Source organism: Marivirga aurantiaca, assembly GCF_016679925.1.
GTDB classification, from domain to species: domain Bacteria; phylum Bacteroidota; class Bacteroidia; order Cytophagales; family Cyclobacteriaceae; genus Marivirga; species Marivirga aurantiaca.
In genome coordinates this window covers 1,216,252-1,231,161 of the sequence record NZ_JAEQBW010000001.1, presented here as the reverse complement: position 1 = coordinate 1,231,161, position 14,910 = coordinate 1,216,252, and the positions used below count along the sequence as shown (strand labels likewise).

Below are 14,910 nucleotides of genomic sequence, written 5' to 3'. Positions count from 1 at the left end.
CTCAAAAATGAATAGACCATTTAAATCCTGCTGCTTCATTTTCCTTAGCTTTTTATTTTCCTGTGGCCTTGATTCACGAGAAGAAAACACTCTCCCAATAGAAACAGGTGTTTCCAGGAATCTGGCCGATTATCGCAAAAAGGTGATCAGCAATTTGAACTATCAACTCAGGTTTAGTATCCCGGCTTCAGTCAATGATCCTATTGAAGCTTCCGAAGTGATTTCACTGCATCTGAAAAAGAATGAGCAGCCCTTGCAAATCGATTTTAAAGAACCGACAGCGCAGATAAGTCAATTAAAGGTAAACGGAAGAGATATTGAGATTGATCACCGCAAGGAGCACCTTATCATTCCCATCAGTGCATTAAAGGAAGGAGAAAATACCATTGCAATTGATTTTATAGCTGGTGATTTGTCTCTCAACAGAAATGACGATTACCTTTACACATTACTGGTACCTGATCGCGCCAGAACGGTATTTCCGGTATTTGATCAGCCTAATCTTAAGGCAACTTTCGATCTTACCCTCACTGTCCCTAAAGACTGGCAGGCTCTGGCAAATGGCGCTTTAAAAGATTCACTGACTGTAGGTGAGCAAACCACCTATCATTTTGAAACTTCCGATAAGGTCAGCACCTATTTATTCTCCTTTGCAGCAGGAAAATTTGAGCAAGTAAGCAAAACAATCAATGGTGTCAGTATGAACTTCTTCCACCGGGAAACCGATGAAGAGAAAATCAGGGAAAGCATTGAACCCATTTTTCAGATTCATGCAGATGCACTGAAGTTTTTGGAAGAATATACACAGATTCCTTATCCTTTTCAGAAATTTGATTTTATCGCCATTCCCGGCTTCCAATATGGAGGAATGGAGCATGTAGGAGCGATAGATTATAAATCATCCACCTTATTTTTGGATGAAGGAGCCACCAAAAACCAGAAAATAGCACGTTCAAGTCTGATAGCTCATGAAACTGCGCACATGTGGTTTGGCGATCTGGTGACCATGGAGTGGTTTAATGATGTATGGATGAAAGAAGTTTTTGCCAATTTTATGGCAGATAAAATCACGGAAATTGCGCTTGAGGGCTCCAATTATGATTTAAAATTCCTTAGCAGCCATTTTCCCGCTGCCTATGGTGTGGATAGAACACGCGGTGCCAATCCAATCAGGCAGGAGCTTACTAACCTAAAGGATGCAGGTTCACTTTATGGCAACATCATCTACCATAAAGCACCCATTATGATGCGCCAATTGGAAAGCTTAATGGGAGAGGAACTCTTCAGGGAAGGGCTCAGGGAATATTTGAAAGCCTATGCGTATGAAAATGCTACCTGGCCACAATTAATAGACATTTTAGATAATAGTACCGAATTTGACCTGAAGGCCTGGAACCAGGTATGGGTAAATGAGCCGGGAAGAGCAGTTTTCGAATATACTATGGAGGCGGAAGATGAGAAAATGATCACAATTACTCAACATGATCCCGGAGGAAAAGAGAGGTTATGGCCACAGGTGTTTGAGTTATTATTGGTATATCCAGATCATTCTGAAGTACTTACAGTCAATATGGATATGGCAGAAGTAAAGATAGAACTACCGGATAATTTCAAATTATTAGATTATATTTTATTCAATTCCTCAGGGCAGGGCTATGGTGTATTTCCTCTTGACAGCAATATGCTGGTTCAGCCGGGGAAATTATATCAATTGGAAGATCCTGTTCAAAGAGCTGCGGCTTATATCAACTTCTATGAAACCATGCTCATCGATAGGCATATTGCTCCTAATGAGTTACTTATTACCTTTCTTAAAGGACTTAAACAAGAGCCTGAAGAGCTAAACCTCAACCTGATGACGTCTTATCTGTCGGAGATTTACTGGAAATTTATTCCTGAAGAGAAAAGAAATCCACGCCTTTTAGAAGAGGAGATTTGGGAGGCCATGCAACAAAACCCATCGGCTAATTCACAAAAGGTACTCTTTAAAACATACCAGGATATTGCCATGAGTCAGGAGGCCCGGGACAGGCTTTATGAAATATGGAAAGGGCAGAAGCCACCTGAAAATGTGAAGCTGTCGGAAGAGGATTATACTTCGCTGGCACTCTCCTTGGCAGTGCGGGACTGCCGAGAAGGGATTTTGCTTAGCCAGTTGGAGAGAATTGAAAACCCTGATCGTAAAAAGCGCCTTGAATTTATGATGCCGGCATTATCATCTGATGTGGCGGTGAGAGATGCATTTTTCAACTCGCTAAAAGACCCTAAAAACAGGCAAAAAGAAGCTTGGGTGGGCGCAGCATTGCATTATCTGCACCATCCTTTAAGAAAAGAAAGTTCTGAAAAGTACCTGAAGGAAAGCCTGGAACTGTTGGAAGAAATTCAGCAGACTGGAGATATTTTCTTTCCCTACAGGTGGTTACAAGCCACATTTAGTGCCTACAGTAGCGATGAAGCCTTACAGACTGTCAATAATTTTCTCAATGAGCGTCCGAACTACAATCCGAAGCTCATCGATAAAATTCTACAGGCTACAGATGATATGTATAGGGCGAATGAAATCGTGGGTGCAGAAGTGTTGAGGTGAATGGGTGATGATGTTAGCAAATGAAAAAGTGCTGGAGTGTCGAAGTGTAGATGTTGTCCAGTTAGTGAGTGTAACATAAAAAACACGTCATCCTGAACTTGATTCTGGATCGCCTAATTATAAATTCCGTTCTTAACTTAGGGAGATCCCACCTAAAGCGGGAACGTCCAATAAAGCACCTATCCACTTCAATACTCGCTCACCTCTAAACCTCAGCACCTAAAAACTTCTACACTCATTCACCTAATAAACCCACTGCAAAAAGCCATTAATAATCGATAGGATAATACTGAAAAGTAAAGCCCACCAGAAACTCTTCACGGCAAATCCTTTCAGTAATTTATCTACTAGCATAATCATGAGCGCATTAATTACCAGCAGGAATAAGCCGAGTGTAATCAGGGTTAATGGAATGGTGAGAAATACCAAAATGGGTTTGACCACAGCATTGACAATTCCCAGTAAGATGGCCACGAGTATCGATTGCCCAAAGCTGGAGACTTTGACACCGCTTAATAATTTGGAAGTCACAAATACTGCGATGGCTGATAAAGCTAAGCGGATAAGGAAATCTGTTAAGTCCATAATTTTAATTTTGTTACTTCTATTAATACGGGCTTTCGGATATCTGTCCAACTAAATCCGAAAAATATTTAATAATATAGTTTTAAATTAAGTAATTCATAACTTACTTGTATGCTCTTTTTAAATAATATGATGAAGTATATTTCTACTGCCTGCACTTTTATTCTCTTTTTGTTTATTTCTGCTTGTTCCGACAGCAATGAAAACAAAGTCGACTCTACTCTTGGCCCGTATTCGGATTATGTGAAAAGCATTTCGTCCGGCATTATCTCCAAACAAGATCCTTTTGTGGTCAACCTGAATACTGATGTTTCAAATATTCAACCCAATCAGGAGTTTTCATCCGGTGCCTATACTATCTCACCCTCGGTTAAAGCCAAAGCATTTTGGAAATCACCTTCGAGCATAGTAATCCAGCCGATAGAAAAACTGGAAAGCAACCAGGAATATAAGGTCACTTTAAAGCTCGATAAAATTATGGAAGTGCCTAAAGAGCTTTCAGAATTCACTTTTAGCGTGAAAACCATTCCTCTAAGCTATGCGGTTGAATTGGGTAAATTGGTCAATACCGATGAAACAGATTTTTCTAAAGTCGCTTTCAGTGGGAATGTCAACACATCTGATTGGGTAAATAATGAAGAGGTGGAAAAAATGCTTCAGGCCAGCTATGAAGATAAAGCATTGAAGATTGAATGGAAGCATGAGGAAAATGCCAAAAACCATGCTTTTGTCATCCGGGATATCGTGAGGGCAAAAGCTGATCAAAACCTGAGCATCAGCTGGGACGGCAGCCCCATTAAAGTTGAAGAAAAAGGCAGTGCCGTAATAGAAATCCCTTCGGTAGACAGCTTTAAAATTATGTCTGCCAATGTAGAGCGTGAAGGGGAAGCTTATATCTCGGTGATATTCTCGGATCCATTGTTGAGTAACCAGAATTTTGCCGATTTTGTACAAGTAAAAGGCTATGAATCAAGGTATTCCGCTATTAATAATGAATTAAAAGTTTATGGAAATAAAGGTGCTTTTTCAGGTGATCTGGAGTTGAAAATCTTTAAAAATCTTAGAAACTCTAAAGGATTGGGATTGGATAAGGAAAAATCTTTTTCACTGAAAGTATCCACTTTTAAGCCTCAGGTAAAGATTTTAGCAGGAGAGGGGGTAATTCTTCCCAGTTCCAACGAGCTGATTTTACCGATTGAAGTAGTAGGCTTAAAGGCACTGGAAGTAACCGTTATCCGCATTTACCCTAACAATATAAGTCAATATTTTCAGGACAATGAAATGGGCGGCACATACAATTTACGTGAGGTAGGGCGACCTGTAGTGAAGAAAATCATTCCCCTGGTCAATGCTGGTATCACAGACTATTATAGCTGGTCGCAAATTTCCCTGGACCTGAAAGAGATTTTTGAAATGCAAAAGGGAGCTTTCTATAAAGTAGAGCTCGATTTCAATAAAGATATGGCTGTTTACAATTGTAAAGGCATGGATGCAGCTGCCAGCATTGAAGAATATGCCCACGATTCAAGAACGCTGGACTGGGACTACAATTACGATTCTTACTATGGTGATTATAACTGGAACGAAAGGGACAATCCTTGTCATGATATGTATTACTATCAGAACAGGACCGCCTCTAAAATGCTATTTGCTTCCGATATCGGTATCACTGCCAAGCAGACAGAAAACAATAAAATTCACTTACTCACCACCAACATCGTCAATTCTGAGGCCTTTGCAGATGTGAACATTAAAGTCTACGATTACCAGAACCAGTTGATCAGTGAAGGTAAAACCAATGCTGAAGGGATGCTGGAGCTAGATCAGTACAGGAAAGCATTTATGGCCGTGGCAGAAAAAGACGGGCAGTTTGGCTATCTTAAAATGCAGGATGGCAATGCGCTTTCTTTAAGCAATTTTGATGTAAGCGGTGCGACAGCAAAAGATGGTTTAAAAGGATTTATTTATGGAGAAAGAGGCGTCTGGAGACCTGGTGATACGCTTCACCTGGGATTTATCCTGGAAGATACCTATAACACAATTCCTAAAGGACAGAAAGTGGTCATGGAGCTTTATAATCCGCAAGGACAATTGTACAAAAGCTATCAGCCTTTAAAAATAGCAGGCCCTGTTTACAGTTTTAAACCTTCTACCCAAACAGAATCCCCAACAGGAAGCTGGTTGTGCAAGGTAAGGGCAGGAAGTGCTGAATTTAGCAAAATCATCAAAATAGAAACCATTAAGCCCAACAGGCTCAAAATTGACCTCGATTTTGAAAAAGAAATCCTTAAAAAATCGGAAGGTAATTATGCTGATTTGAGTGTAAGATGGATGCACGGAGCAGTGGCCATGAATTTAAAAGCAGAGTTTGAAATGTCTGTTCGACCTACAGCCACAAAATTCAAGGATTACTTTGGCTATAATTTTGATGATCCTGCCAAGGAGTTTTATGCTGAAAGCAAGATGATTTTTGACAACAGGATAGATAATAACGGAAATGCACGTTTCCCTGTAAATATCAAAAATGAAACCCAGCCTCCAGGCATGTTAAAACTGGCTTTCAATGGAAAAGTATTTGAAGAAGGAGGTGATTTCAGCATCCACAGCAGCAGTGTTCTTTACTCACCTTACAGCAGCTATGCGGGTATTTCAGTCCCTACCGTGGAAGAAAACAGTAGCAATCCGGTATTGTACACCAATAAAGATAATACAATAAAGCTGGTGAACCTGGATGAAGACGGCCAATTATTGAGCGGTAAAAATGTAACAATGGAGCTTTATAAGCTAAGCTGGAGATGGTGGTGGGATTATGGAAGGGACAACATCAGTAATTATGTAAGCAGCAGCTATAATAAGCCTGTACGAACCCATAATGTTCAATTAACCAATGGTAAGGTGGATTATCCGTTGACCATCAGCGATAACGATTGGGGCCGCTATTTTATTCGTGTAATTGATAAAGCCTCCGGACACAGCACAGGACAAGTGGTTTATTTCCGTAGGTCCGACTGGTATGGCACTATGGCCAAAGCCATGGGTGGCGCTAATTTATTGAGCTTCTCACTTAATAAAGAAGAAGCCAAAAGTGGTGAAACCATTGAAGTGACTATTCCTTCCAGTGGTACGGGCCATGCTTATATCACTTTGGAAACAGGAAAAGCACTTATAAAGAAAGATTATATCTCCATGAACGGTAAGGAAACTATTTACCACTTTGATTTAACAGAGGAAATGGCTCCTAATGTATATGTGCACGTTTCTTTGATTCAGCCACACGAGCAAAACTACAATGATTTACCACTCAGGTTATATGGCGTGCGCAATATTATGGTAGAAAATGCCAATACCAAATTGCTTCCAGAAATTAAAGCTCCTGAAAATGCCCAACCCGGAGAAAATGTAAAATTACAGATTGGTGAGCAAAATGGTAAATCCATGACTTATACCATTGCGTTGGTAGATGAAGGCTTACTTGGGCTGACCAATTATAAAACCCCTCAACCATGGGATCATTTTTATGCAAGGGAAGCACTGGGCGTGCGTACTTATGATATGTTTGAAGATGTTTTAGGTTCATTTTCAGGTAAATATGGCCGTTTATTGGCTGTAGGTGGAGATGAAATGGGGCCTATGGAAGAAAAAAGCGAGAGCAGGTTTAAACCTGTGGTAAAATATATGGGGCCTTTCAAGCTTGAAAAAGGTAAAACCGCCAATCATCAGTTTACAGTCCCTCAATACATTGGAGAATTAAGAATGATGGTGGTGGCAGCAGATGCTTCCGGTAAATATGGTGCGGCAGAGACCTCTATCGGCATTAATCAGCCGCTGATGATTTTGGCTACCCTGCCAAGAGTAATGGGGCCGGGAGAAACTACTTTAATGCCTGTAACACTATTTGCACGCGATAAAAATTTAACATCCGCACAACTGGAAGTGAATACTTCCGGTAAGCTGAAGGTAAAAGGCAATAAACAATTGACTGTACAACTTAATCCCGGCAAGGAAACCATTGCTTATGTGGAAATTACTGCAGAGCAAGCTTTAGGAGCCGGAAAAGTGCAGATAAAAGCTAAGTCCGGAAAGAATGAAGCTGTTTATGATGTGAATATGCAGGTGAGGCCTTCCAACCCAATGATGCTTTCTGTGGCAGATAAATTGTTGGATGATAAAGCAGAATGGAAGGCTGATTATAAGCCTTTGGGTATGTTGGGTACCAATAATGCTGTGCTGGAGCTGTCCACTTTGCCTCCTTTAAATCTGGAGCAGCGTACTTCTTACCTGATCCGCTATCCGCATGGATGTGTGGAGCAAACTACTTCATCGGTATTTGCACAGCTATATTTGGGCGATTTGGTCAATTTGGATGAACATGCCAAATATCAGATACAGACCAATATTGATGCAGCCATTGGCAGATTACGTAACTTCCAGATTCCTTCCGGAGGTTTTGCCTACTGGCCGGGAAGCCAGACGGCCAATGAGTGGGGTACCAATTATGCAGGTCATTTCCTCATTGCTGCCCAAAAAGCTGGTTATTCCGTTCCTGATGATATTTTACGTAATTTCAAAAAATTCCAGACAGGCCTTGCCAACAGCTGGAACGGCAATACGACTTATCGTTCCGATGTTATTCAGGCTTACAGATTGTATACCATGTCCCTGGCCAAGGCACCAATAATGGCGGCCATGAATAGGATGAGAGAAAACAGCAGTATTTCTGAAATGAGCAGATGGCTGTTGGCCAATGCTTATGCCGAGGCTGGCCATGCAGATGTGGGAGAGGAGCTTATCAGCAATTTATCCCGTACTGTTGACGATTACCGCGAACTAAGCTATACATTTGGCTCTTCCGTGCGAGATGAGGCCATTATTATGGAAACACTGGTAAAGCTGGGCAGGAAAAATGATGCTTTTGAAATGCTAAGCCGACTGGCAAAATCATTGGGCAATCCGGATTACTGGATGAGTACCCAAACTACCGCTTATTGTTTAATTGCTGTGGCAGAATATACCAAAGGCTTTCCTTCTTCAGCTAATTTACAGGCTGATGTAACGGTTAACGCTGAGAAGGCAATATTAAATATAGAAGGTTATTTTTCCCAAATTCACCTGAACGAGCCGGATAAAAACGCTAATATAACCGCAGTCAACAAAAGCGGTGGGCCACTGTATGCCCGTTTGATCAGGCAGGGTATTCCCATAGAAGGTGGAGAGCTGGCGGCTCAAAAGAACCTAGGCATCAAAGTAAATTATTATGATAGGGATGGGGCAGTATTAGATGTGGCATCTATTAAACAAGGAACTGATTTTAAAGCTGTTGTGACTGTCAACAACCCTGGTACAAGAGGTGTATTAAAAGAGCTGGCCCTTACGCAGATTTTCCCTTCCGGCTGGGAGATTTTGAATACCCGACTGAATGATGAAGAGGGTGTTTCCAATAGCGATAAAGCTACTTACAAGGACATCAGGGATGACAGGGTATTGACCTATTTCGATTTGAAAGTGGGCGAGAAAAAGCAGTTTACCGTTTTGCTGAATGCATCATACAAAGGAGATTACTATTTACCGGCCATGCAGGCAGAAGCGATGTACGACAATAGTATTTATGCGGCTTTGGATGGTCAGTGGGTGAAGGTTGTTGATTAGGTTTTCAGGTGGCCAAGTTTGATAGGTTGGCGAGTTGGTCAGGTTTTGGTTGTTGAGAAGTCTAGGTGTTGGAGTGAATAAAAGCGTCAGACGGTTGTATAAATTATCAAACTACCGTCAGAAGCCTTTATGAACTGAGTTTTAAATTAAGGTTGTTTTGGAATGCTTGGGTGTTGAGGTGGATAGGTTTTGAAGTTAGCAAGTGTTGAAGTGGATAGATAGGGGTAGCTCTGTTAATGGTGTTTTTTTCACCAACAACCACAATTTATATGATATTTTTATTTTCCGATAAACCCTGGCCCTGAAAGGGACAAAGTAAAAGCGAAGGGTGCAGCTCTTCGTTAAATATAACAGTTAAAAAAGTCCTGAAAGGACGAGATCAGTGTAGGAGTGAAAAATTGAAGTAGGCATGCGACAAAGGCGTCAGACGGTTGTGCGAATTATCAAACTACCGTCAGAAGCCTTTATAAACTGAGTTTTAAATTAAGATTGTTTTGAGGTGTTTAAGTGTTGATGTGACGGAGTGTTGGGGTGGATAGGTTTTGAAGTTAGCAAGTGTTGAAGTGGATAGATAGGGGGTAGCTCTGTTAATGGTGTTTTTTTCACCAACAACCACAATTTATATGATATTTTTATTTTCCGATAAACCCTGGCCCTGAAAGGGACAAAGTAAAAGCGAAGGGTGCAGCCCTTCGTTAAATATAACAGTTAATAAAGTCCTGAAAGGACGAGATCATTGTAGGAGTGAAAAATTGAAGTAGGCATGCGACAAAGGCGTCAGACGGTTGTATAAATTATCAAACTACCGTCAGAAGCCTTTATAAACTGAGTTTTAAATTAAGATTGTTTTGAGGTGTTTAAGTGTTGATGTGACGGAGTGTTGATGTGACGGAGTGTTGGGGTGAATGGGTATTGAAGGCGTCAGACGGTTTTATAAACTATCAAACTACCGTCAGACGCCTAATTCAAGAGTGGAAACAAATTTATTTTTAATTAACCTATACTATAATAATTATACCGTTCCTGCTTTAGGCGGGACAAGCTATTCCCCTGCAGACGGGAATCTTCCTGATAAAAATAGCTATACGACCTATAAAACTGAACCGTCTTTCTAGAACGTCATCCCGGCCAAAAGCTGGCAAGTTGATCCCACTTCTTCGTGGGGCCACCCTTCTTTTTTCCCGAAGGAGCACCCAAGTCGCCAAAGTTTGTGTCCCCACAAACTTTCTGCTAATCGAGGAGGTATATTCAGGAAATCAGGCCCAGGCTCCATTCCAAAGATGAAGTCACAAAAAGCTTCTGACGGTTGTTTGCCGGCTCTTACAACCGTCTGACGCCTTACCTATCCGTAGAGTTCTACGAATTATTGCTTGATCCTGTATTTCAATATGGAATGGTCGGTGCGGAAGTAATTGTCAGAAAGCAAAAAAGTCTTCTTTTTGCAAAGAAGACTTTAATCTTTAATGTTAAACAGGTGTATGAATAAAATTTGTGTGTTTGTATAGGTGTATACTTTTCGCAAGTAAAAAGTAACCCCCGTTGTCTGAATAATTATCAATTTTTTACCAGCCAATTTGTCGGGACAGATTTGACGCAGATAAATCAGGGGTAAGTCATAAAAAGGTAGCCTCATGGAATCGGAAACCAAAGGTTTTCTAACAAAAATCCCATCTTTATCCGTAATTTTATCCAATAGAAATCAAGCAGTCTAATACATCACCCAATTGCACAAAAAAATCACCAAATGGATCATAGCAGGCAGTATCCTTTTAGGAATACTACTATTCCTGTTCTGGCCGTTGCAAAAACCAATATTCGATAAACCTTTTGCTACGGTTTTGCTGGATAAGGACAAGCAATTATTAGGGGCTGTGTTGGCTAAGGATGAAATCTGGCGCTTTCCGCCACAAAAAGACATTCCTGAACGCTTTGCCACAGCACTCATCACTTATGAGGATGAGTATTTCTACAGCCATCCGGGTATTAATCCGGTCGCCATTGTCAAAGCCATGCGAGAAAATATCCGTCAGGGTCGGATAGTCAGAGGTGGCAGTACGCTTAGCATGCAACTGGCACGTTTGGCTGATGGCAACCGCGACCGTACATGGCGCCAGAAAGTCAAGGAAATACTGATGGCTTTTCGCTTTGAAGCCCAGCTTTCCAAAAAGGAAATACTGGCTTTATACATCACTCATGCGCCTTTTGGTAGCAATATTGAAGGACTGACAGCTGCTTCATGGCGCTATTTCGGCCGTGCTCCGGAGGCATTGTCGTGGGGGGAAGCCGCCACTCTGGCTGTATTGCCCAACCAGCCGGCTATGATTTATCCGGGCAGAAACACGGATTATCTGAAGAAAAAGCGAGATTTTCTGCTTCAAAAGCTAAAAAATGCAGGTTATCTGGATGAAACAGGCTTAAAATTAGCCAAATCAGAGGAAATTCCGCAATCGCAGCAGCCTTTCCCTAAAATTGCCCAACATTTACTGTTCGATTTTCACGCTAAGCAGCCAGGAAAGCTTTTGCAAACCAGCTTGGATTGGTATAAACAAGAAAGGATTAGTGAAATAGCCAATCAATACAGTCGTACTTTGGAAGCCAATCAAATTCATAATGCTGCAGTACTGGTACTGGACTGGCGGAAAGAAGAAGTGGTGGCTTATGTTGGCAATGTGTCGACAGGAGAGGAGCACCACCAAAATGTGGATATTGTCCGCTCATTGCGCAGCCCGGGAAGTTTACTGAAACCGCTTTTATATGCGCACGCCATTGATAAAGGGATGATCAGTCCATGGCAACTGCTTCCGGACATCCCCATTTTTTATGAAGGTTTTAGTCCGAAGAATTTTGACCACAACTATTATGGAGCCGTAAAAGCCGACCGTGCATTGGCACGCTCGCTCAATATTCCTTTTGTGGATCTGCTGAGGGATTATGGTTATTATCCATTCCATCAGGACTTAAAAACAATGGGCTTTAAGAGTCTGAACAAACCGGCTTCTCATTATGGACTCAGCCTGATATTGGGCGGGGCAGAAATCAGCCTGTGGGAAGCGGGCGGACTGTATGTGAAGCTGGCAAGGAGCCTGTATCCGGAATGGAAAAGCAAGAAAGAAATCAATGTGTTAAAGAATTTTGCTGCCAATAAAGAAAACAAGAGTGAGCAGCAAAAACATCCATTAAGTGCCGGATCAGCCTGGTTGACTTTAAAAGCCATGAAGGAAGTGGCCAGGCCGGGAGAAGAAGCGGGTTGGGAGCAGTTTGGCTCATCACAGAATATTGCCTGGAAAACAGGCACCAGTTTTGGCTTCAGAGATGCCTGGGCACTGGGTATTAACCAGCAATATGTGGTGGCGGTATGGACCGGCAATGCAGACGGAGAGGGAAGACCAGGCTTAATAGGTTCAAGAACGGCCGCACCATTGATGTTTCAGCTGTTTGATTTGCTAAAAGGAGGTGAAAAAGACTTCAAAATGCCCCTTAAAGGCATGAAAGTACAGGATTTCTGCCAGGAAACAGGCTATTTGGCCACTGTAGACTGTCCGCATCCTATAAAAAATTATGTTAATATAGGCGCGCAATTATTGGAGGCTTGTCCGTATCACAGGCAGATTTTTACTGACCAGGAAGGCAAGCGGGTGAACAGCGACTGTTACCCGGTGAGTAAAATGAAAAAGCAGCTGGTGATGATGTTGCCGCCTGCGCAGGCTCGTTTTTACAAAAAATACAATACCGCTTATACAGAGCCACCGGAATGGAACAACAATTGTTTGAAGAGCAAAAATGCTTCTATGGAAATGATCTACCCGAGGCAGAGCACCAAGATCATCATCCCCAAGGAAATCTCGGGCGACAAAGGCCGCGCCATTTTTGAAGTGGCACATCAATCCTCACAGGCAATTGTCTATTGGTACCTGGATGATTTGTATTTGGGCAGCACCGAGGGCACGCACCAAATGGAAATTGATACAGACCAAGAAGGCCAACACAAACTCTACCTGGCCGACAGCGAAGGAGAGTATCTGTCATTCACATTTGAGGTGGCTAATAATAAGTCATCTTAAATTAAATTTCCTTTTCCCTGGTTCCACCATGGCCACCTGCCACAATACGCATTATTTTGATGTTTAAATAGATGAATCTGAAAAATTGAATGAACGGATTCATCATATATCGCTTCTGTTTTTTTGTGATTAGCTTTTCCATAATTGTTTTGTTTTTATTCCGGGATTAACCACCAGAATGGTCTCATTTTCGCTTTATATATAAATCCATAGTGTAATGCCAGTTTCACCCAATGGCCTGCCAATCCTATTTCTCCAAAGGTCTTTTTAAGATCCCTTCCACCGGACTTTTCATATTTTTTATAGTCGGGCACAATAGGGAAGGTGGTGATGCTGATGCCACTGCCACTTGTTAATCCAAAGCCGGAAGAAGCAATACATGCCGCGCCCATATTTCCCATAGAACCTTTGTGATGGCGACTTTCTTTCCCGTTTTTGATGGAATCGATAATATTATCGGCCACTAACTTAGCGGTGATGCCTGAAGGCATACCTGTTCGCGGTGGAGATGGAAAAATATCTGTCCCATTGGCGCTCTTTCTCGGTTTGGATATACTGTGAGGGGGAGCAAAGGCAATGCCCGGGGCAAATATGTTGGGATAAGTCGGGTTCTGATAGGTTTCCGGCCAGTCTTGCACGCTCCATTCTTCATAAGGTTTGGGTGTATAATCTGCATCCACTATCATAAAACCTTTGAAAAGCTTATCGGTAATATCCCGTCCTTCTTTATCGTATGCCTTAAAGCCGTGACCGGAAAAGGCAGGTATCAACATAGCAAAATCAAAAGATTCTTGCTTATGATCTCCATCCAGTGTTTCATAATGCACCAGACCTTTTTCTACTCTATTCACCCCAGCCTGCAGAATCCATTCAATTCCTCTGTCCTTAAAGACCATTTCCACCATATCACTGGATTTCATGCTTTCACCTGCATAAGAAAGCAACATGCCATCCATTCCGAAATCACCTAAATAGGGTTCATTGGAAATCCACTTGATATCAACTTTATCCCTTACTTTTCTTCTTCTGAGTTCATGTTCTACATTGAGAATGTATTCAAAAGCTGCGCCTTGGCAGGTTGCTTTTGCATGACCTGTTCCAATGAGTACCTTTAATTTTGTGGCTGAATATTTAGCTTTTTCAACCAATTCGTTCAAACCTGTGGTGGCATGTTGGGCATGATCATAAGTGCAGACTGAATAAACGTCATTTGTACCGGGCACCAATCCATCCGTCATTTCAAAAGCCAGTTTAGGACCTGTGGCATTAATGAGATAGTCATAAGTTACTTTTTCTGTATGACCTTTTTGTTCTCCATACACATATTCCACTTTCACATAAGGTGTATGCTCCGCATCTCCTTCAGGATGAAAGGAAACTACTTTAGCCTGTTTAAAACCAATGCCTTTCTTTTTATATAATGGAGGTAAAGGGAAAATGATTTGTTCCGGCTTCATTCTGCCAATTCCTACCCAAATATTGGAGGGAATCCATTGATAATTGTGGTTAGGGGAAACCACCAAAACCTCATGTTTTCCGGAAAGTTTTCTTCGTAAATGAGCCGCTGCGGTATGACCTGCTATTCCTGCTCCTAATATGACTATTTTGGACATGTTTTTTTACTTTACTTTAGCATAATTTAGGTAGTAAACATGGGTTAAAAGGTAACATTTGTCACATAAGGAAATGATTTAGCTCATGCAATGGGAGAGAGGCTTTAGAAAAGATTGTTGGGGTTAATAGGGGTAATAAATCCTTTAAATATTAACTTTTGGTTTATCCATCAACTATTTAAGGTTAAGGCAATGATGGGGATTAATAGCCAATCTAAATATTATGTTAAGTTCATCTCTTTTCTGACAGCAGCACGTAGGTCAGACCGGGTCAAAAAAAGGGTATCCTAGGTAAGACGATAATCAGATTGTCCTTTTAAGAATAAGTAAATAATAAGAACACTCCAATATCATCCAGCTCAAAATAAACCGTCTAAAATATTATTATGCAGAAAAACCACAGTATCCCTAATCATTA

Annotated in this window: 6 protein-coding genes; 3 read left to right on the top strand and 3 right to left on the bottom strand. The window is 41.4% G+C overall.

Annotated elements, in window-relative coordinates; genetic code table 11:
• The first annotated feature begins 7 nt into the window (after positions 1-7).
• On the top strand, positions 8-2,587 hold the full coding sequence (locus tag JKA74_RS05075; protein WP_201430062.1) for a M1 family metallopeptidase: 2,580 nt from the start codon (positions 8-10) through the stop codon (positions 2,585-2,587).
• A 243-nt stretch (positions 2,588-2,830) separates the two neighbouring features.
• Here JKA74_RS05075 and JKA74_RS05070 read toward each other — a convergent pair whose 3' ends face one another.
• Positions 2,831-3,172 (bottom strand): phage holin family protein, encoded by a 342-nt coding sequence (locus JKA74_RS05070; RefSeq protein WP_201430061.1) that lies wholly within the window; start codon positions 3,170-3,172, stop codon positions 2,831-2,833.
• A gap of 129 nt (positions 3,173-3,301) precedes the next feature.
• Between JKA74_RS05070 and JKA74_RS05065 the strand changes: the two genes are divergently transcribed.
• Together JKA74_RS05065 and pbpC are read left to right on the top strand one after the other, a co-directional pair.
• Positions 3,302-8,818, top strand: a complete 5,517-nt coding sequence (locus tag JKA74_RS05065; RefSeq protein WP_201430060.1) for an alpha-2-macroglobulin family protein — start codon at positions 3,302-3,304, stop codon at positions 8,816-8,818.
• Between the two features lie 1,724 nt (positions 8,819-10,542).
• A complete protein-coding gene (gene pbpC / locus JKA74_RS05060) occupies positions 10,543-12,879 on the top strand; it encodes a penicillin-binding protein 1C (protein WP_201430059.1) in 2,337 nt (778 codons plus the stop codon).
• Between the two features lies 1 nt (position 12,880).
• Here pbpC and JKA74_RS05055 read toward each other — a convergent pair whose 3' ends face one another.
• Both JKA74_RS05055 and JKA74_RS05050 read right to left on the bottom strand, forming a co-directional pair.
• Positions 12,881-13,021, bottom strand: coding sequence for a hypothetical protein (locus JKA74_RS05055; RefSeq protein WP_201430058.1), 141 nt, complete (start codon positions 13,019-13,021; stop codon positions 12,881-12,883).
• 13 nt (positions 13,022-13,034) lie between these two features.
• Positions 13,035-14,492: an NAD(P)/FAD-dependent oxidoreductase gene (locus tag JKA74_RS05050; protein WP_201430057.1), complete on the bottom strand. Its 1,458-nt coding sequence runs from the start codon at positions 14,490-14,492 to the stop codon at positions 13,035-13,037.
• Positions 14,493-14,910: the final 418 nt, after the last annotated feature.

What these genes read in the sequence shown, in the direction of transcription:
- JKA74_RS05065 (WP_201430060.1), top strand. Translation starts at nt 3,302, where the DNA reads ATGATGAAGTATATTTCTACTGCCTGCACTTTTATTCTCTTTTTGTTT.
- JKA74_RS05050 (WP_201430057.1), bottom strand. Translation starts at nt 14,492, where the DNA reads ATGTCCAAAATAGTCATATTAGGAGCAGGAATAGCAGGTCATACCGCA.
- JKA74_RS05070 (WP_201430061.1), bottom strand. Translation starts at nt 3,172, where the DNA reads ATGGACTTAACAGATTTCCTTATCCGCTTAGCTTTATCAGCCATCGCA.
- JKA74_RS05075 (WP_201430062.1), top strand. Translation starts at nt 8, where the DNA reads ATGAATAGACCATTTAAATCCTGCTGCTTCATTTTCCTTAGCTTTTTA.
- JKA74_RS05055 (WP_201430058.1), bottom strand. Translation starts at nt 13,021, where the DNA reads ATGGAAAAGCTAATCACAAAAAAACAGAAGCGATATATGATGAATCCG.